The organism is Rubrivivax sp. JA1026 (assembly GCF_011065555.1).
GTDB lineage: Bacteria > Pseudomonadota > Gammaproteobacteria > Burkholderiales > Burkholderiaceae_C > Rubrivivax > Rubrivivax benzoatilyticus.
The window spans coordinates 300664-317805 of record NZ_JAALCQ010000002.1 but is presented as its reverse complement, the minus strand read 5'-3'; the positions used below and the strand labels follow the sequence as shown (position 1 = coordinate 317805).

The 17142-nt window shown below is 70.9% G+C and carries 14 protein-coding genes; 11 read left to right on the top strand and 3 right to left on the bottom strand.

All coding sequences use genetic code 11. The annotated features are described in order from the left end of the window. Nucleotides 1–50: 50 nt before the first annotated feature. Nucleotides 51–596 carry an Lrp/AsnC family transcriptional regulator gene (locus G5B56_RS05120; RefSeq protein WP_009858277.1) on the bottom strand — a complete coding sequence of 182 codons (546 nt, stop codon included), beginning with the start codon at nucleotides 594–596 and terminating at the stop codon, nucleotides 51–53. 142 nt (nucleotides 597–738) lie between these two features. Here G5B56_RS05120 and G5B56_RS05115 point away from each other — a divergent pair, with 142 nt between their 5' ends. The 8 genes from G5B56_RS05115 (at nucleotide 739) to G5B56_RS05080 (ending at nucleotide 10974) form a co-directional block, all read left to right on the top strand. Further along, nucleotides 739–4317 carry an indolepyruvate ferredoxin oxidoreductase family protein gene (locus G5B56_RS05115; protein ID WP_164962519.1) on the top strand — a complete coding sequence of 1193 codons (3579 nt, stop codon included), beginning with the start codon at nucleotides 739–741 and terminating at the stop codon, nucleotides 4315–4317. A gap of 10 nt (nucleotides 4318–4327) precedes the next feature. Continuing rightward, complete coding sequence (locus G5B56_RS05110; protein ID WP_164962518.1) at nucleotides 4328–5182, top strand: NUDIX hydrolase family protein; 855 nt, start codon at nucleotides 4328–4330, stop codon at nucleotides 5180–5182. A gap of 104 nt (nucleotides 5183–5286) precedes the next feature. Further along, entirely contained in the window at nucleotides 5287–5823 is a 537-nt protein-coding gene (locus tag G5B56_RS05105) for a cytochrome b (protein WP_009858274.1), read from the top strand. Nucleotides 5824–5847: 24 nt separating this feature from the next. Next, nucleotides 5848–6438 carry a YceI family protein gene (locus G5B56_RS05100; RefSeq protein ID WP_164962517.1) on the top strand — a complete coding sequence of 197 codons (591 nt, stop codon included), beginning with the start codon at nucleotides 5848–5850 and terminating at the stop codon, nucleotides 6436–6438. A gap of 35 nt (nucleotides 6439–6473) precedes the next feature. Then, nucleotides 6474–7043: a YceI family protein gene (locus G5B56_RS05095; protein ID WP_009858272.1), complete on the top strand. Its 570-nt coding sequence runs from the start codon at nucleotides 6474–6476 to the stop codon at nucleotides 7041–7043. Between the two features lie 168 nt (nucleotides 7044–7211). Then, on the top strand, nucleotides 7212–8333 hold the full coding sequence (locus tag G5B56_RS05090) for a TRAP transporter substrate-binding protein (RefSeq protein WP_164962516.1): 1122 nt from the start codon (nucleotides 7212–7214) through the stop codon (nucleotides 8331–8333). A 94-nt stretch (nucleotides 8334–8427) separates the two neighbouring features. Beyond that, nucleotides 8428–9042, top strand: coding sequence for a TRAP transporter small permease subunit (locus G5B56_RS05085; RefSeq protein ID WP_164962515.1), 615 nt, complete (start codon nucleotides 8428–8430; stop codon nucleotides 9040–9042). Further along, nucleotides 9043–10974, top strand: coding sequence for a TRAP transporter large permease subunit (locus G5B56_RS05080; protein WP_029718440.1), 1932 nt, complete (start codon nucleotides 9043–9045; stop codon nucleotides 10972–10974). It begins immediately after the preceding gene. A gap of 39 nt (nucleotides 10975–11013) precedes the next feature. Here G5B56_RS05080 and G5B56_RS05075 read toward each other — a convergent pair whose 3' ends face one another. After that, complete coding sequence (locus tag G5B56_RS05075) at nucleotides 11014–11514, bottom strand: Rrf2 family transcriptional regulator (protein WP_009855469.1); 501 nt, start codon at nucleotides 11512–11514, stop codon at nucleotides 11014–11016. A gap of 519 nt (nucleotides 11515–12033) precedes the next feature. Between G5B56_RS05075 and G5B56_RS05070 the strand changes: the two genes are divergently transcribed. The 3 genes from G5B56_RS05070 to G5B56_RS05060 are packed head-to-tail and all read left to right on the top strand — an operon-like array spanning nucleotide 12034 to nucleotide 14868. Next, the gene (locus G5B56_RS05070) at nucleotides 12034–13485 is read left to right on the top strand and encodes a sensor histidine kinase (RefSeq protein ID WP_009855470.1); all 1452 of its coding nucleotides are present in this window, start codon (nucleotides 12034–12036) and stop codon (nucleotides 13483–13485) included. 19 nt (nucleotides 13486–13504) lie between these two features. After that, complete coding sequence (locus G5B56_RS05065) at nucleotides 13505–14335, top strand: LytTR family DNA-binding domain-containing protein (RefSeq protein ID WP_164962514.1); 831 nt, start codon at nucleotides 13505–13507, stop codon at nucleotides 14333–14335. Nucleotides 14336–14355: 20 nt separating this feature from the next. Then, nucleotides 14356–14868, top strand: coding sequence for a redoxin family protein (locus tag G5B56_RS05060; protein WP_240920664.1), 513 nt, complete (start codon nucleotides 14356–14358; stop codon nucleotides 14866–14868). Here G5B56_RS05060 and G5B56_RS05055 read toward each other — a convergent pair. After that, on the bottom strand, nucleotides 14865–16895 hold the full coding sequence (locus G5B56_RS05055; RefSeq protein WP_164962512.1) for an ATP-dependent helicase: 2031 nt from the start codon (nucleotides 16893–16895) through the stop codon (nucleotides 14865–14867). The two genes, G5B56_RS05060 and G5B56_RS05055, sit on opposite strands and share 4 nt — an antisense overlap. Nucleotides 16896–17142 lie beyond the last annotated feature (247 nt).

The window sequence follows — 17142 nt, the reverse complement described above, 5'->3', positions numbered from 1 at the left end:
AGGAATGACGTCAGCCCCCGAGGGTATCGCACTCGCGCGTCCGCGCGGGCTCAGAGCCGCGACAGCAGGTGCGACAGCGGCAGCGCCGCACCGGCCTTCACCTCGCCGAGCGAGAAGCTGGTGTGCAGGTCCTTCACGTTGGGCAGCTTGAACAGCGTCTGCATCGTCCAGCGCGAGAAGGCGTCGAGGTCGGTGGCGACGACGTGCAGCTCGAAGGTGCCGGCGCCGCTGATGTAGTGGCAGGCCACGACCTCGGGCAGCGCCGCCAGCGCCTGCTCCAGCGCCTGCGTCGCCTCGGCGTTGTTGCGCTCGGCGTCGATGCGCACGAAGGCCAGCACGCCCAGGCCGACGCGGCGGCGGTCGATCTCGGCGCGGTAGCCGGTGATGTAGCCCTGCTGCTCGAGCCGGCGAACGCGCCGCCAGGTCGGCGCCGGCGACAGGCCGATGCGTGTCGCCAGCTCGGCGTTGGACAGGCGCGCGTCGTGCTGCAGCGCCGCCAGGATCGCGAGGTCGTGGCGGTCCAGGCCCTGGCGCGAGGCGTCGGCGGGCTCGGTCTCGCCGCTCGTGGTTTTCCCTGAAACGGCGGCTTTGAGCACGACTCTTTCTCCTACTGACCGATTGGCGAAACCAGATTGCCCAAATCGTCGCCGACGCGGCAAGACCCGGAAAGACAGGGCGAACCCTGCTGCCTACACTGGTCCGCGACCATCGGTCCGCCAGAGGCCGGCAGGAGACGAGATGAACGCACCGATGAGCGATGCGGTCCGCGAGGCGCTGGCCCGCGTGTCGCTGGACGACAAGTACGCGCTGGCGTCCGGCCGCGCCTTCATGAGCGGCGTGCAGGCGCTGGTGCGGCTGCCGATGCTGCAGCGCCGCCGCGACGAGCTCGCCGGGCTGAACACCGCCGGCTTCATCAGCGGCTACCGCGGCAGCCCGCTGGGCGGCTACGACCAGGCGCTGTGGGCGGCGAAACCGCACCTGGAGGCGCAGAACATCGTCTTCCAGCCCGGCGTCAACGAGGAGCTCGGCGCCACCGCGGTCTGGGGCACGCAGCAGCTCGACCTGTTCCCCGAGGCGAAGAAGTTCGACGGCGTGTTCGGCCTCTGGTACGGCAAGGGCCCGGGCGTGGACCGCTGCTCCGACGTCTTCAAGCACGCCAACATGGCCGGCACCGCGCGTCACGGCGGCGTCGTCGCGATCGCCGGCGACGACCACGTCGCCAAGAGCTCGACCGCGGCGCACCAGAGCGACCACATCTTCAAGGCCTGCGGGCTGCCGGTGTTCTTCCCGGCCAGCGTGCAGGAGATCCTGGACCTGGGGCTGCACGCGATCGCGATGAGCCGCTTCAGCGGCTTGTGGACGGCGATGAAGACGATCCAGGACATCGTCGAGAGCAGCACCACCGTCGACATCGACCCGGGCCGCGTGCGCATCGTGCTGCCCGAGGACTTCGCGATGCCGCCCGGCGGCCTGCACATCCGCTGGCCCGACACGCCGCTGGAGCAGGAAGCGCGGCTGATGGACCACAAGTGGTATGCCGCGCTGGCCTACGTGCGCGCCAACCGGCTGAACCACGACGTCGTGCGCGGCGCGCACGACCGCTTCGGCATCATCGCCAGCGGCAAGGCCTGGAACGACACCCGCCAGGCGCTGGCCGACCTGGGCCTGGACGATGCCGTCTGCCGCGCACTCGGCATCCGGCTGCACAAGGTGGCGGTGGTCTGGCCGCTGGAGGCGACGACCACGCGCGCCTTCGCCGAAGGGCTGCAGGAGATCCTCGTCGTCGAGGAGAAGCGCCAGATCATCGAGTACCAGCTGAAGGAGGAGCTCTACAACTGGCGCCCCGACGTGCGCCCCAACGTGCTCGGCAAGTTCGACGAGCCCGAAGGCGACGACAGCGGCGGCGAATGGAGCCGGCCCAACCCGAGCGAGAACTGGCTGCTGCGCGCCAAGGCCGACCTGACGCCGGCGATCATCGCGCGCGCCATCGCCCGGCGGCTGAAGAAACTCGGCGTGCCGGCCGACGTGGCCGCGCGCATGGACGCCTGGCTGGCCGTGGTCGACCGGCGCGAACGTGAACTCGCCGCCGCCGGCCCCGACGCCGGCGCGCGCCCGCCGTGGTTCTGCAGCGGCTGCCCGCACAACACCAGCACCCGCGTGCCCGAAGGCAGCCGCGCGCTGGCCGGCATCGGCTGCCACTACATGGCGACCTGGATGGACCGCGCGACGACGACCTTCTCGCAGATGGGCGGCGAAGGTGTCGCCTGGGTCGGCCAGGCGCCGTTCTCCAAGGACGGCCACGTCTTCGCCAACCTCGGCGACGGCACCTACTTCCACAGCGGCATCCTGGCGGTGCGCCAGAGCATCGCCGCCGGCGTCAACATCACCTACAAGCTGCTCTACAACGACGCCGTCGCGATGACCGGCGGCCAGCGTGTCGGCGAACGCCCCGAAGGCCATTCGGTGCCGCAGATCGTCAAGAGCCTGGTCAGCGAAGGCGTGGCCAGGCTCGTCGTCGTCACCGACGAGCCGGCCAAGTACAGCGGCGTGCTGCTCGAGCCGGGTGTCACGGTGCACCACCGTGACGAGCTCGACCGGCTGCAGCGCGAGTTCCGCACGCTGCGCGGCACGACGGTCATCGTCTACGACCAGACCTGCGCCACCGAGAAGCGCCGCCGCCGCAAGCGCGGCACGATGGCCGAGCCGGACTCGCGGGTCGTCATCAACGAACTGGTCTGCGAAGGCTGCGGCGACTGCAGCGTGCAGAGCAACTGCCTGTCGGTCGAGCCGCTGGAGACCGAGTTCGGCCGCAAGCGCCGCATCAACCAGAACACCTGCAACAAGGACTTCTCCTGCGTGAAGGGCTTCTGCCCGAGCTTCGTCACCGTGCAGGGCGGCACGCTGCGCAAGCCGGCGCCGCAGGCGCGGCCGACGCTGGACGCGTTGCCCGCGGTGCCCGAGCCGGTGCTGCCTTCGGCCGAACAGGCCTGGGGCATCCTCGTCGCCGGCATCGGCGGCACCGGCGTCATCACCCTCGGCCAGCTGCTGGGCATGGCCGCGCACCTGGAAGGCAAGGCCGTCATCACGCAGGACGCCGGCGGCCTGGCGCAAAAGGGCGGCGCCGCCTGGAGCCATGTGCAGATCGCCGAACACCCGGAACTGCTGCGCACGAGCAAGGTCGACACCGCCAAGGCCGACCTGCTGATCGCCTGCGACGCGATCGTCGCCGCGTCGAAGTCGACGCTGGCGACGCTGGCCCCGGGCCGCAGCGCCGTCGTGCTGAACACCCACGGCACGCCGACCGCGGCGCTGATGGGCAACCCCGACTGGCAGTCGCCCGCCGGCGCCTGCGAGGCCGCGCTGCGTGCCAGCGTCGGCGACGCCGCGCTCGGCGCCTTCGACGCCGAGCAGGCCGCCGAGCGCCTGCTCGGCGAGACGATCTACACCAACCCGCTGCTGCTGGGCTACGCCTGGCAGATGGGCCGCATCCCGCTGTCGCGTGCGGCGCTGATGCGCGCGATCGAGCTCAACGGCGTGCAGGTGCAGAAGAACCAGGCGGCCTTCGAATGGGGCCGGCGCTGCGCCCACGACCTCGCCGCCGTGCAGTCGCTGACCGCCGCGCGCCAGGTCATCGACATCGTGCGCCGGCCCTCGCTGGACGAGATCGTCGCGCGCCGCGCCGACTTCCTCGTCGGCTACCAGGACGCGGCCTACGCCGCCGACTACCGCGCCTTCGTCGAGCGTGTGCGAGAGGCCGAGCGGCCGCTGGGCAGCAGCAAGCTCGCCGAAGCCGTCGCGCGCTACCTCTTCAAGCTGATGGCCTACAAGGACGAGTACGAGGTCGCGCGGCTGCACAGCGACCCGGCGTTCCACGCCAGGCTGGACACGATGTTCGAAGGCGACATCAAGCTCGTGCACCACCTGGCGCCGCCGATGTTCGCGTCGCGCAACGAACGCGGCGAGCTCGTCAAGCGCCGCTACGGGCCCTGGCTGCACCACGTCTTCCCGCTGCTGGCGCGCCTCAAGCGCCTGCGCGGCACGGCGCTCGACCCCTTCGGCCGCAACCCCGAGCGTGTCGTCGAGCGCCGGCTGATCGCCGACTACCGCGCCACGATCGAGGAGATCCTCGCCGGGCTGGACGCGGCGCGGCTGCCGCTGGCGCTGGAGATCGCGCGCCTGCCGGAAGACATCCGCGGCTACGGCCACGTGAAGGAACGCCACCTCGCCGCGGTGCGCCCGCGCTGGGAGGCGCTGCTGGCGCGCTGGCGCAGCAACACCCCCGCGCCGGTCACGCAGGTGGCCGCCAGCGCCCGATAGACTGGGGCGCATGAAAGCCCCGGCGCCATCGACCTGGTACGCACTCGGCGCCGCGATGCGCGCCGACCTGCGGCGAGTGCCGTTCATCGTCGGCGACCTCGTCGTCGGCGCGGTCGCGGCAAACGAACTGGCCGCGCTGGCCGCCTTCGACGAACTGCAGGTGCAAGACGACGGCGTCGTGCTCGCCGTCGCGCCCGAAGAACGCGACGCCGCGCTGGCGCGCGTCAATGCCGCCTTGCGCGACGCCGGCCGGCTGCGCGGCTGGCGCGACGAGCTGTTCCCGCTCTACGACCCGGCGACGCTGACCGTTCTGGCGCACTTCGAGCGCGCCGCGGCGCGCTACTGGGGCACGCTGACGCTCGGGGCGCACGCCACCGGCTGGGTCGCCGGGCCCGACGGCCGCCCGGCGGCGCTGTGGGTCGCGCAGCGTTCGTTCACCAAGTCCACCGACCCCGGGCTGCACGACAACCTGATCGGCGGCGGCGTGCCGATCGGCCAGACGCCCGAAGAGACGCTGGTGCGCGAAGCCTGGGAGGAAGCCGGCCTCACGCCCGCGCTGATGGCGGCCCGCCGCCCCGGCCGCGTGCTGCGCACCGCGCGCGACATCCCCGAAGGCCTGCAGCACGAGCTGATCCACGGCTGGGACCTCGAGCTGCCGGCCGGCGTCGTGCCCTGCAACCAGGACGGCGAGGTGCACGCCTTCCGCCTGCTGGACGTCGAGGCCGCGCTGGCGCTGGCCGCCACCGCGGCGATGACGGTCGACGCGGCGCTGGTGACGCTGGACTTCGCGGTGCGCCACGGCCTCGTCGACGACGAGGCCACGCTGGCGCGGCTGCAACCGCTGGTCGTCGGGCTGTCCGGCTAGGCGCCGTCAAGGCCCGGCAGCGACCGGGCGCTTTCACCTGGGCTCACCGGGGCGATCAAATCCGTTGAACCGTCGCGCGGGGGCCGGCCGGAATACTGCCGGCCATGACGCACCCCGCCCGCTACGACGCCGTCGCCGTCGCCTTCCACTGGCTGCTGGCCCTGGCCATCGTCGGCGCCTTCTGCGTCGGCGTTTACATGGCCGACCTGCCGCTGTCGCCGACGCGGCTGAAGCTCTACAACTGGCACAAGTGGGCCGGCGTGCTGATCCTCGCGGCCTCGGCGCTGCGCCTGCTGTGGCGCCTGGCGCACCGCCCGCCGGCCGACCTGCCGGGCCCGGCCTGGCAGCAGCGTGCGGCGCACGCCGTGCACTGGGCGCTGTACGCGCTGTTCTTCGCCGTGCCGCTGTCGGGCTGGGCCTACAGCTCGGCCGCCGGCTTCCCGATCGTGCTCTTCGGCGTGCTGCCGCTGCCCGACTTCGTCGCCGCCGACCGCGCCTTCGCCGAGACCATCAAGCCGCTGCACGGCCTGCTGGCCTACACGCTGGCCACCGTCGTCGTGCTGCACGTCGCCGCCGCGGTCAAGCACCAGTTCATCGACCGCGACGGCCTGCTCGAGCGCATGCGCTTCGGCCGCCGCTGACCCATCACCCGAGAAAGACCCACGATGTCCTCCTCCCTGCTCTCCCGCACCACCGCGCCGCTGGCCCTGGCCGCCGCGCTGCTGGCCACACCCTGGGCCGTGAAGGCCCAGACCCCCGCGACGCTGGTGCCGGCCGCCAGCGAGATCGCCTTCACGACGACGCCGATGGGCGTGCCGGTCGAAGGCCGGTTCGGCAAGTTCTCGGCCCAGGTCGCGCTTGACCCGAAGAAGCCCGAGACCGGCAAGGTCGTGCTGACGATCGACACCGGCAGCGCCCGTTTCGGCACGCCCGAGCTCGACGGCGAGATCGGCAAGCCGGTGTGGCTGTCGACGGCCAAGTTCCCGCAGGCCAGCTTCCAGTCGACGCGCATCAGCGCCGCCGGCGGCGGGCGCTTCCAGGTCGCCGGCAAGCTGACGATCAAGGGTGCGTCGCAGGACGTCGTCGTGCCGGTGCAGGTCACGCAGGCCGGCGGCACCAGCACCGCCACCGGCACGCTGAAGATCAAGCGCCTGGCCTTCAAGGTCGGCGACGGCGAATGGGCCGACACCTCGATGCTCGCCGACGACGTGCAGATCCGCTTCAAGCTCGCGCTCACCGGCCTGGCGCCGCTGTGAGCTTGCGTTTTCCCCACCTGCAACCAGGAGTCCCGATGAAGACCTTCGCCACCGCCGCACTGCTCGCCGCCGCCGCCTTCGCCGCCCAGGCCGAGCCCGTGACCTACAAGGTCGACGCGACCCACGCCGCCGCCTTCTACGAGATCGGCCACTTCGCGACCAGCACCAACCGCGGTCGCTTCCCGGTCAAGGAGGGCAGCGTCACGATCGACCGCGCGGCCAAGGCCGGCAAGGTCGACATCACGCTGGACATGGCCGGCGTCAACAGCGGTGTCGCGGCGATGGACAAGCACCTGCGCGGCAGCGACTTCTTCAGCACCGACCAGTACCCGACGGCGCGTTTCGTCGCCGACCGCTTCGAGTTCAAGGGCGACAAGGTGGAGAAGGTCCACGGCTCGCTGACGATGCTCGGCAAGACGCACCCGGTGACGCTGGAGGCCGAACGCTTCAACTGCTACCAGAACCCGATGCTCAAGCGCGAGGTCTGCGGCGGCGACTTCGAGACCACGATCAAGCGCAGCCTGTGGGGCGTGAACTACGGCCTCGAGTACGGCTTCGCCGACGAGGTCGAGATGCAGATCCAGGTGGAAGCCGTGCGCCAGTAAGGCTCGCCGCGTCCCGCCGACACAGGGCCGCCGCGTGCGGCCCTGTTCCGTTTCGCGACACGCGCGGGCGCGGGGAACAGGGGGTTACACCGGGTTGCCCGCGATCAAGCCGGCCTGAATAGTCGTCCAGCCGCCCGCAGCAGACGGGCGATGTCCAGGAGACCCTTCATGCACGACGCCTCCCCGCCGGCCCCCCGCCGCCGCCGATTCCTGAAGAACGCCGCCGCCGGCGCCGCCGGTGCCGGCGCGCTGGCCGCACCGATGGTCGCCACCGCGCAGACCGTCACGCTGCGCTTCCAGAGCACCTGGCCGGCCAAGGACATCTTCCACGAGTACGCCCAGGACTTCGCGAAGAAGGTCAACGACATGGCCGGCAACCGGCTGAAGATCGAGGTGCTGCCCGCCGGCGCCGTCGTGCCGGCCTTCCAGCTGCTCGAAGCCGTCGCCAAGGGCACGCTCGACGGCGGCCACGGCGTCATGGCCTACCACTACGGCAAGAACACCGCGCTGGCGCTGTGGGGCTCGGGCCCGTCTTTCGGCATGGACGCCAACATGCTGCTGGCCTGGCACAAGTACGGCGGCGGCGACGCGCTGCTGGCCGAGATCTACAAGAGCCTGAACATGGACGTGCGCTCGTTCCTGTACGGGCCGATGCCGACGCAGCCGCTGGGCTGGTTCAAGAAGCCGATCGCACGTGTCGAGGACCTGAAGGGCGTCAAGTTCCGCACCGTCGGCATCGCCGTCGACGTCTTCACCGAGATGGGCGCGGCGGTCAACCCGCTGCCCGGCGGCGAGATCGTGCCGGCGCTGGACCGCGGCCTGATCGACGGCGCCGAGTTCAACAACGCCAGCTCCGACCGCGTGCTCGGCTTCCCCGACGTCAGCAAGGTCTGCATGCTGCAGAGCTTCCACCAGAGCAGCGAGCAGTTCGAGATCCTGTTCAACGGCGCCAAGTACAACGGCCTGCCGGCGGACATGAAGAAGATCATCGAGCACGCCGTCGAGGCCTCCAGCTCGGACATGAGCTGGAAGGCGATCGACCGCAACTCCAAGGACTACATCGAGCTGAAGACCAAGGACGGCGTCAAGTTCTACAAGACGCCCGACGCGATCCTGCGCGCCCAGCTCGCCGCCTACGACAAGGTGGTCGAGAAGAAGTCGGCCGAGAACCCGTTCTTCAAGCGTGTCATCGAGAGCCAGCGCACCTTCGCGCAACGCGCCGGCGCCTGGCAGAAGGACTACGGCGTCGACATGAAGATGGCCTGGAACCACTACTTCGCGCGCGGCTGACGCGGCCGGCCTTCCCCCAGCCAGGCCACCGGCGGCCCCGGTGGCCTTTTCTTCGGTCTCTCGGTCCTCGCGACCGCCCCTCCCGAGGGAGTCGATGCAATCCTTGCTGCTCGCGGTGGACCGCCTGTCCACCTGGATGGGCCAGTTGTTCGCCTGGACCATCGTGCTGCTGACCTTCGGCATCAGCGCCGAGGTGTTCTCGCGCTACGTGCTCAACGAACCGCACGACTGGGCGCTCAACGGCCAGATCATGCTCTACGGCGCGCTGTTCATGATGGCCGGCGCCTACACGCTGGCCAAGAACAACCACGTGCGCGGCGACGTGCTCTACGGCTTCTTCCGCCCGCGCACGCAGGCCGCCGTCGACCTCGTGCTGTACCTGCTGTTCTTCCTGCCCGGCATCGTCGCGCTGACCTGGGCCGGCTGGACCTACGCGATGGAGTCCTGGGCGATCCGCGAGAAGACCTTCTCGGCGACGCCGCTGCCGCTGTATCCGTTCAAGTTCGTCATCCCGCTGGCCGGCGCGCTGCTGCTGCTGCAGGGCGCGGTGGAGATCGCGCGCTGCGTGCTGTGCCTGCGCGACGGCCGCTGGCCCTCGCGCGGCGAGGACGTCGAGGAGGTCGACGTCGACAAGCTGAAGGCGATGGTGCACGTGAAGGACGAGGACATCGCCGCGCTGGACCGCTACGTGCAAGCGAAGGAGCGCTGAGTGAAGCTGCGCAAGGAACTGTGGTTCGGCTTCACGCTGATGGCGCTGATCCTGGCCGGCATCGCCGTCGTGCTCGGGCGTGCCGAGACCATCACCAACGGCCACATCGGGCTGCTGATGCTGGCGCTGATCGTCGTCGCGATCATGCTCGGCTTCCCCACGGCGTTCACGCTGATGGGCATGGGGATGATCTTCACCTGGCTGGCCTACGAGCGCGACACCGGCAAGACGCTGGACCTGATGGTGCAGTCGGCGTTCAAGGTGATGAGCAACGACGTGCTGATCTCGATCCCGTTGTTCGTCTTCATGGGCTATCTGGTCGAACGCGCCAACCTGATCGAGAAGCTGTTCAAGAGTCTGCACCTGGCGATGGCGCGGGTACCGGGCTCGCTGGCGGTGGCGACGCTGTTCACCTGCGCGATCTTCGCCACCGCCACCGGCATCGTCGGCGCCGTCGTCACGCTGATGGGGCTGCTGGCGCTGCCGCAGATGCTCAAGAGCGGCTACGACATCCGCCTGTCGGCCGGAGCGATCACCGCCGGCGGCTGCCTGGGCATCCTGATCCCGCCGTCGGTGATGCTGATCGTCTACGGCGCGACCGCCGGCGTGTCGGTGGTGCAGCTCTACGCCGGCGCCTTCTTCCCGGGGCTGATGCTGGCCGGGCTGTACGTGCTGTTCGTCATCGGCGTCGCGCTCATCAAGCCGGGTTGGGCGCCGCCGCTGGCGCCCGAGCTGCGCACGGTGCGGCTGCCGCTGGCCACCGCGCGTTTCGCCGAAGGCGCGCAGCGTGCGCTGCCGGCGCTGCTGCAGGCACTCAAGGGCCGGCGCAACGCCGACGTGCCGACCGGCCATCTGCTGCGCCAGCTCGCGGTCGTGCTGCTGCCGGCGCTGGTGTTCGCGCTCGTCGCCGTCGGCGCGCACCGGGTCGTGACCGCGCCGGCAGCAGGCCCGGCGCCGGCGATCGAGGGCCTGACCGAACTCGGCGCGGCGGGCGACGCCGGCGGTCTCGCCGAGCCGCCGGCCGGCGGCCTGGAGGAGCCGCCCGGCAGCGCCGATCTGTCCGAGCCGCCCGGTGCCGAGGCGCTGGGCGAGCCGCCGGGCGCGGAGGCCGCGCCGCCCGCGGACCCGGCGACCGCCGCCGCGGCGGCCGCGGCGCCACCTGCCGAAGCGCAGGCCCGCAGCGCCCCACGCGGCTACTGGATCGGCGTCGGCACCGGCGCGGTGGCGCTGCTGGCCTTCTACGCGCTGCTCAGCTTCCAGCGGCTCGAGATCTTCAAGATGCTGCTGAGCTCGTTCTTCCCGCTGATGGCGCTGATCATGGCGGTGCTGGGCTCGATCGTCTTCGGCCTGGCGACGCCGACCGAGGCCGCGGCCGTCGGCGCGCTCGGCGGCTTCGTGCTCGCCGCGGCCTACCGTCAGCTGACCTTCAACGTCGTCAAGGAGAGCGTGTTCCTGACGGCCAAGACCAGCGCGATGGTGTGCTGGCTGTTCGTCGGCTCGGCGATCTTCTCGTCAGCCTTCGCGCTGCTGGGCGGGCAGGAGCTGGTCGAGCAGTGGGTGCTGTCGATGAACCTGACGAAGACCGAGTTCCTGCTGCTGTCGCAGGTGCTGATCTTCATCCTCGGCTGGCCTCTGGAGTGGACCGAGATCATCGTGATCTTCATGCCCATCTTCGTGCCGCTGCTGGACCACTTCGGGGTGGACCCGCTGTTCTTCGGGCTGCTGGTCGCGCTGAACCTGCAGACCGCCTTCCTGTCGCCGCCGGTGGCGATGGCCGCGTTCTACCTGAAGGGGGTCAGCCCGCCGCACGTGACGCTGAACCAGATCTTCGCCGGCATGCTGCCGTTCATGGGGATCCAGATCATCGCCATCGCGCTGCTCTACGCCTTCCCGGCGATCGGGCTGTGGCTGCCGCAGCTGCTGTACCGCTGAGGCCGGGCGGCGGGGCGAACCCCGCCGCCTGTCGAACGGTCAGTCGGCCAGCGAACGCGCGAAGGCGAACACCGAGTTCGGCGCGCGCGTCGTCACCGCACGCGGCGCCGGACGCGGCATCGCCAGCGCGCGGCGGCGCGGCGTGACGTCGATGTCGACACCCTTGGCACGCTGCTCCTCGAGCAGCGACTCCAGCGTGATGCCGGACATGTGCTGCATCATCACCGCGTCGAGTTCGGACCACAGCGCCTGGCCGGGCGTGACCTCGGCGGCCGGCGCCGGACGGTCCTCGACCGCGGAGACGACGTCGGCGATCGTGATCGCGTCGGCGCGGCGGCCGAGCGTGTAGCCGCCGCCCGGGCCGCGCGTGCTCTCGACGAGCCCCTGGCGACGCAGGCGGGCGAACACCTGCTCCATGTACGACAGCGACACCTGCAGCCGGCCGCAGATGGCCGCCAGGGCCACGGGGCCGGCCTGCTGGCGCAGGCCGAGGTCGACGAGGGCGTTGACCGCGAATCGGGTGCGGGTGCTCATGCGCATGGCAGGTTTCCTTTCTTGGGTCCGACGGAGAATCTAGGGCCGCATTCACTTCGTGTAAATGCGATATTTGAATCAGCAAGCTTCGCTTTTCTCGAAGGATCTTCTTCGAGCACCTGCTCGGGTACCGGGGCACGGCACGCGCCCCGGACGGCCTGCGGCGCCCTCGGGCGGCGTCTGGCCGTCCCACGGAAGACCGCCCCCGGCGCGGTTGGTTCCGCACAATCGGCCGACAGCCCCCAAGGCGCAGGTGAGTGCATGCTCACACCCGAGCCGCCGACACCGAGACACCGCTTGCGGGAAGCGTCTCGGTGGCGGAGGAATACGCAGGACATCGGCGGCATCGGGTGGCTGGAGCGAGCATCTGCGCTACAGAAGGCCGGCGCGGGGTAAAAGTTCCCCTTCGTCTTGTCGGACATCGCCGCATCCTGTCGCCCTCGGCTGCAGCGCGTCGCCCGACGGTGGCACCACGACGGTGCCTGCGTACAGTGCTCCCATCGCCCACGGCGCGCCCCGATCACCATGAGTTCCGCCTACCGCTATCAAGACGACATCGACTGGGCGCGGCTGCGCGACCAGACCGTTCGCGCCTTCCACGTCTACGCGAACTGGCTGGTCGGCATCAGCTGGAAGCGTTTCGTCGTGCTGTCCATCCTGCTGCTGGTGGCCGCCTCCATCCTCGAGGAGATGCCGCCGTTCCGCTGGACGGTCACCGAGACGATCGAGAACGACCGGCCGGCCCGCCCGGCGCGCAAGCCGGTCGAGCCGCCGGCGCCGCCCGCGCCGCCGGTGGTCGCAGCGCCGCCGCAGCCGGCCTCCGGCGCCTCCGCAGGCACCGGCGGGTCGCTGGACATCCGCATCGACGAACACGGCATCCGTATCACGCCCAAGGACGCCGAGCCGGCCGCCCAGGCGGCGTCGGCCGCGGCCTCGGCGGCCGAGATCGCGCAGAACGCCGCGTCGACGGCCGACGACGGCATCACGATCAACGTGCCGGCCAACGTCGACCGCGAAGCCATCCGCGAGGCGATCCAGGAAGCGCGCGACGCGATCCGCGAGGCCATCGAGGACCAGAAGCAGGCCGCCCGCGACGCCGCCGAAGCCGCACGCGAAGCTGCCGCCGCCGCGCGCGAGGCGGCGGCCGAGGAGGACGTCGTCATCGACAGCGGCGGCCGCCGCGTGCGCCGCATCCACTGGGGCGACTTTCTCAGCGACCTGGCACTGCTGTGGATCATGGGCTCGGCGCTGATCAAGGCGACCTACAAGGGCCGCATCCAGGCCGAGGCCAAGGCCGCACAGGCCACCGAGACCGCCGAGGCCGAGGCGCTGCGCCGCCAGGTCGTCGAGGCGCGCATGGCGGCGATGCAGGCCCAGGTCGAGCCGCACTTCCTGTTCAACACGCTGGCCTCGATCGACCACCTGATCGAGACCGACCCGCAGCGCGCCAGCCAGATGCAGAAGAACCTGATCGCGCTGCTGCGCGCCAGCATGCCGACGATGCGCGAGACCAGCGACGGCGGCGTGCGCGAGCTCGGCCGCGAGATCGCCGTCATCCGCCCCTACCTGGAGATCCTGAAGGTGCGCATGGAGGAACGCCTGGCCACGGTGGTCGACGTGCCCGACGGCCTGCTGTCGGCCGAGTTCCCGCCGATGATGATCCAGACCCTGGTCGAGAACGCGATCAAGCACGGCCTGGAGCCCAAGCCCGAAGGCGGCTCGCTGACGGTGCGCGCCCAGGTCGTGCACGGCAAGCTGCAGGTGACGGTGGCCGACACCGGCCTGGGCTTCGGCAAGGCCGCGACCGCCGGCACCGGCGTCGGCCTGGCCAACGTGCGCGAACGCCTGCAGATGCTCTACGGCGGCAAGGCCACGCTGGCGATCACCGAGAACCAGCCCGGCGGCACGGTGGTCACGATCACGGTACCGTACCGCCCGGTCGAAGGCGCGGCGACGGCCGCCGCCGCCACGGCCTGAACCCCGTCAGGAACCCACGATGAACGACAACGCCCCCGTGCGCGCCGTGCTCGCCGACGACGAGCGCCTGATGCGCGACCAGCTCCGCGCCCGCCTGGCCGAGGTCTGGCCCGAACTCGAGATCGTCGCCGAGGCGCGCAACGGCCTCGAAGCCGTCGAGCTCGTCGGCCAGCACCGCCCGGACATCGTCTTCCTCGACATCCGCATGCCGGGGCTGACCGGCGTCGACGCGGCGCGCCAGATCGCCCAGCTGCCGCCGCGCGACGGCGGCGACGACGACGAGCCGCTGCCGGAGATCGTCTTCATCACCGCCTACGACCAGTACGCGGTCGAGGCCTTCGAGCAGGGTGTCGCCGACTACGTGCTCAAGCCCGCCGAGCGCGAGCGCCTGCAGCTCACCGTCGAGCGGCTGCGCAAGCGCCTGGCGGCGCGCCGCGGCGACGGCGACGAGGCCCCGACCGGGCCGAACATGCAGCAGCTGCTGCACCGGCTGGCCGCCCAGCCGAACCCGGCGGCCGCACCGCGTTACCTCGAGTGGATCCAGGCCGGCGTCGGCAACGCGATCCAGATGATCCCGGTGCAGGACGTGCTGTTCTTCGTCAGCGACGAGAAGTACACGCGCGTGCAGACGGCGCAGGTCGAGGCGCTGATCAGGAAGCCGATCAAGGAGCTGGTCGACGAGCTCGACCCGCAGCGCTTCTGGCAGATCCACCGCAGCGCGCTGGTCAACGTCAACGCGATCTCGGGCGTCACGCGCGACTTCCGCGGCCGCCAGATCGTCAGCGTGCGCGGCCACCCGCAGAAGCTGGAAGTCAGCCGCAGCTACAACGGCCTGTTCAAGGGCATGTGAGCGTGACGCGGCGCCGGGTGGTGCTCGGAGCCGCCGGCGTGGCGGTGCTGGCCGTCGGCGCCGGCGAGCTGATGCGCCGCTTCGGCCCCGCCGGGGTGTCGCCGCTCGTCGACGAACCGGCGCCACCGCTGGCCGGGCCGCGGCTGGACGATCCGGCGGCCGCGTGGTCCTCGGCCACGCTCGCCGGCCGGCCCTGGCTGCTGAACTTCTGGGCCTCGTGGTGCGCACCGTGCCGCGACGAGCATCCGCTGCTCGTGACACTGGCGGCCGAGCGCCGGCTGACGATGGTCGGCGTCGCCCACCAGGACCGCCGCGACGCCGCACGCGGCTGGCTGGCGCGCCAGGGCAACCCGTACGGCATCGTGCTCGAGGACGCCGACGGCGCGCTGGCCGCGCCCTGGCGGCTGCCGGGCGTGCCGGCGACCTTCGTCGTCGACGCCGCCGGTCGCGTGCGCTTGCGCCGCATCGGCGCGCTGCGCGCCGCCGACCTCGACACCTGGGTGCGGCCGCTGCTGAAGGAGCTGGGCGTCTAGGAGTCAGCGCTCGGCGCCGGCGCCGAGGCCTTGGCCGCGAGCGCGGCGCGCAGCTTGGCCAGGCGTTCGCGCGGATCCTCGCGGCCGGTGGACTCGTTGAGCTTCATCTCGGCGATGAAGCGGCTGGGCACTGCGGCGACGAGCTCGCGCCCCTTCTTGCGCCGGCGCAGCGTGCTGACGACCAGCGTGCGCCGGGCGCGCGTGATGCCGACGTACATCAGCCGGCGCTCCTCTTCCAGGCGCTCGGGCGTCATCTCCTCCTCGCCGGCGCGGAACGGCAGCAGGCCTTCGTTGACGCCGGCCAGCACGACGTGCGGCCACTCCAGGCCCTTGGAGGCGTGCAGCGTCGACAGCGTGACGACGTCCTGGTCCTCGCTGCGTTCGGCCAGGCTGATGATGACGGCGATCGTCTGCGCCACCTCCAGCACCGTCTGCTCGGGCCGGTCCTCGTCGCCGCCGGCGCGGCGCGCGATCCAGTCGACGAAATCGACGACGTTGCTCCAGCGCGAGGCGGCGATCTTCTCGCTCTCCTCGCCGTCGTGCAGGTGGCGCTCGTAGCCGATGTCGGTGAGGAACTCCAGCATCAGCTTGCGCGCCTCCTCGCCGCCGCGCGTGTGGCGCGCGCGCTCCTCCAGCGCGTTCACGTAGCGGCCGAACTCGTGCAACGAGTCGATCGCCTTGCCCTTCAGCGCGGTCTTCAGCGTCGGCGAGAACAGCGCCTCGAACAGGCTGACCTTCCACTTGCCGGCGAACTCGCCCAGCGAGGCCAGCGTCTGGTGGCCGATGCCGCGTTTGGGCGTCGTCACGGCACGCAGGAAGGCCGGGTCGTCGTCGGGATTCACCAGCAGGCGCAGCCAGGCGCAGAGGTCCTTGATCTCGGCGCGGTCGAACCAGCTCTGGCCGCCCGAGACCTTGTACGGGATCTGCGCCTGACGCAGCTTCTGCTCGAGGATGCGGGCCTGGTGGTTGGCGCGGTAGAGGATCGCGAAGTCGGCCCAGGCGATGCGCGCGTCGGCGCCGCGCAGCGCCTGGATGCGCGCGACGGCGCGTTCGGCCTCGTGCTCCTCGCTGTCGCACTCCAGCAGCCGCACCGGCTCGCCGTCGCCGAACTCGCTCCAGAGCTTCTTCTCGTAGATCTTCGGGTTCTGGGCGATGACGTTGTTGGCGGCGCGCAGGATGTTGCCGGTGGAGCGGTAGTTCTGCTCCAGCGGGATGACCTTCAGCCGCGGGAAGTCCTGCGGCAGGCGCTTCAGGTTCTCGATCGTCGCGCCGCGCCAGCCGTAGATGCTCTGGTCGTCGTCGCCCACCGCGGTGAACGGCGTGTGCTCGCCGACCAGCGCCTTCAGCAGCTCGTACTGCACGGCGTTGGTGTCCTGGTACTCGTCGACGAGGATGTGGCGGAAGGTCGATTGCCACTTCTCGCGCGCCTCGGCATCACGCGCCAGCAGCTTCAGCGGCAGCGAGATCAGGTCGTCGAAGTCCACCGCCTGGAACGCGGCCAGCCGCTCCTCGTAGCGCTTCATCACGACCGCGGCGACGCGCTGGTCCTCGTCGGCGGCGGCGCGCGCCGCGGCATCGCTGTCCAGGCCCTGGTTCTTCCAGAGGCTGATCGTCCACTGCCAGCTGCGCGCCACCGCGTTGTCGTTGCAGCCGCCGGCCTCGCGCAGCACGCCCAGCACGTCGTCGCTGTCGAAGATCGAGAACTGCTCCTTCAGGCCGAGGCGCGAGCCGTCGGTCTTCAGCATGCGCACGCCCAGCGAGTGGAAGGTGCTGATCGCCAGATCCTTGGCGGCGCGGCCGCCGACGATCTGCTTGGCACGCTCGCGCATTTCGGCGGCGGCCTTGTTCGTGAACGTGATGGCCGCGATCTGGCGCGGCTCCAGCCCGGCCTGCAGCAGGCGCGCGATCTTGTGCACGATGACCCGCGTCTTGCCCGAGCCGGCGCCGGCCAGCACCAGGCACGGGCCTTCCAGGTGATGGACGGCGGCGAGCTGGGCGGGGTTGAGCGTGGCGGGAGCTTCGGCCATCGGTGGCGGTGTCGGGGGCGGGCAAAAGGGGCGCGCATCATAGGCCTTGGCCGCCGGCCGTGCCGGGCCCGCGGCACGGCGCCGCTGCCGCCGGTGACCACGGCATGTTGCATAAATACACGCCGCCACCGACGTCGGGGAAAACACCAGGGCCGCCAGAGCGCCAACCCACCTGGGTCGCACGGGTTCGCCGACGAAGTTGGTGAAGCGGCGGTGTAGCAGGACTACAGTCCGACACACCACCATT

Bases quoted from the DNA above. Each gene is read 5' to 3' on its own strand.
- G5B56_RS05100 (WP_164962517.1), top strand. From the start codon at position 5,848: ATGTCCTCCTCCCTGCTCTCCCGCACCACCGCGCCGCTGGCCCTGGCC.
- G5B56_RS05110 (WP_164962518.1), top strand. From the start codon at position 4,328: ATGAAAGCCCCGGCGCCATCGACCTGGTACGCACTCGGCGCCGCGATG.
- G5B56_RS05105 (WP_009858274.1), top strand. From the start codon at position 5,287: ATGACGCACCCCGCCCGCTACGACGCCGTCGCCGTCGCCTTCCACTGG.
- G5B56_RS05115 (WP_164962519.1), top strand. From the start codon at position 739: ATGAACGCACCGATGAGCGATGCGGTCCGCGAGGCGCTGGCCCGCGTG.
- G5B56_RS05095 (WP_009858272.1), top strand. From the start codon at position 6,474: ATGAAGACCTTCGCCACCGCCGCACTGCTCGCCGCCGCCGCCTTCGCC.
- G5B56_RS05075 (WP_009855469.1), bottom strand. From the start codon at position 11,514: ATGCGCATGAGCACCCGCACCCGATTCGCGGTCAACGCCCTCGTCGAC.
- G5B56_RS05085 (WP_164962515.1), top strand. From the start codon at position 8,428: ATGCAATCCTTGCTGCTCGCGGTGGACCGCCTGTCCACCTGGATGGGC.
- G5B56_RS05090 (WP_164962516.1), top strand. From the start codon at position 7,212: ATGCACGACGCCTCCCCGCCGGCCCCCCGCCGCCGCCGATTCCTGAAG.
- G5B56_RS05055 (WP_164962512.1), bottom strand. From the start codon at position 16,895: ATGGCCGAAGCTCCCGCCACGCTCAACCCCGCCCAGCTCGCCGCCGTC.
- G5B56_RS05070 (WP_009855470.1), top strand. From the start codon at position 12,034: ATGAGTTCCGCCTACCGCTATCAAGACGACATCGACTGGGCGCGGCTG.
- G5B56_RS05065 (WP_164962514.1), top strand. From the start codon at position 13,505: ATGAACGACAACGCCCCCGTGCGCGCCGTGCTCGCCGACGACGAGCGC.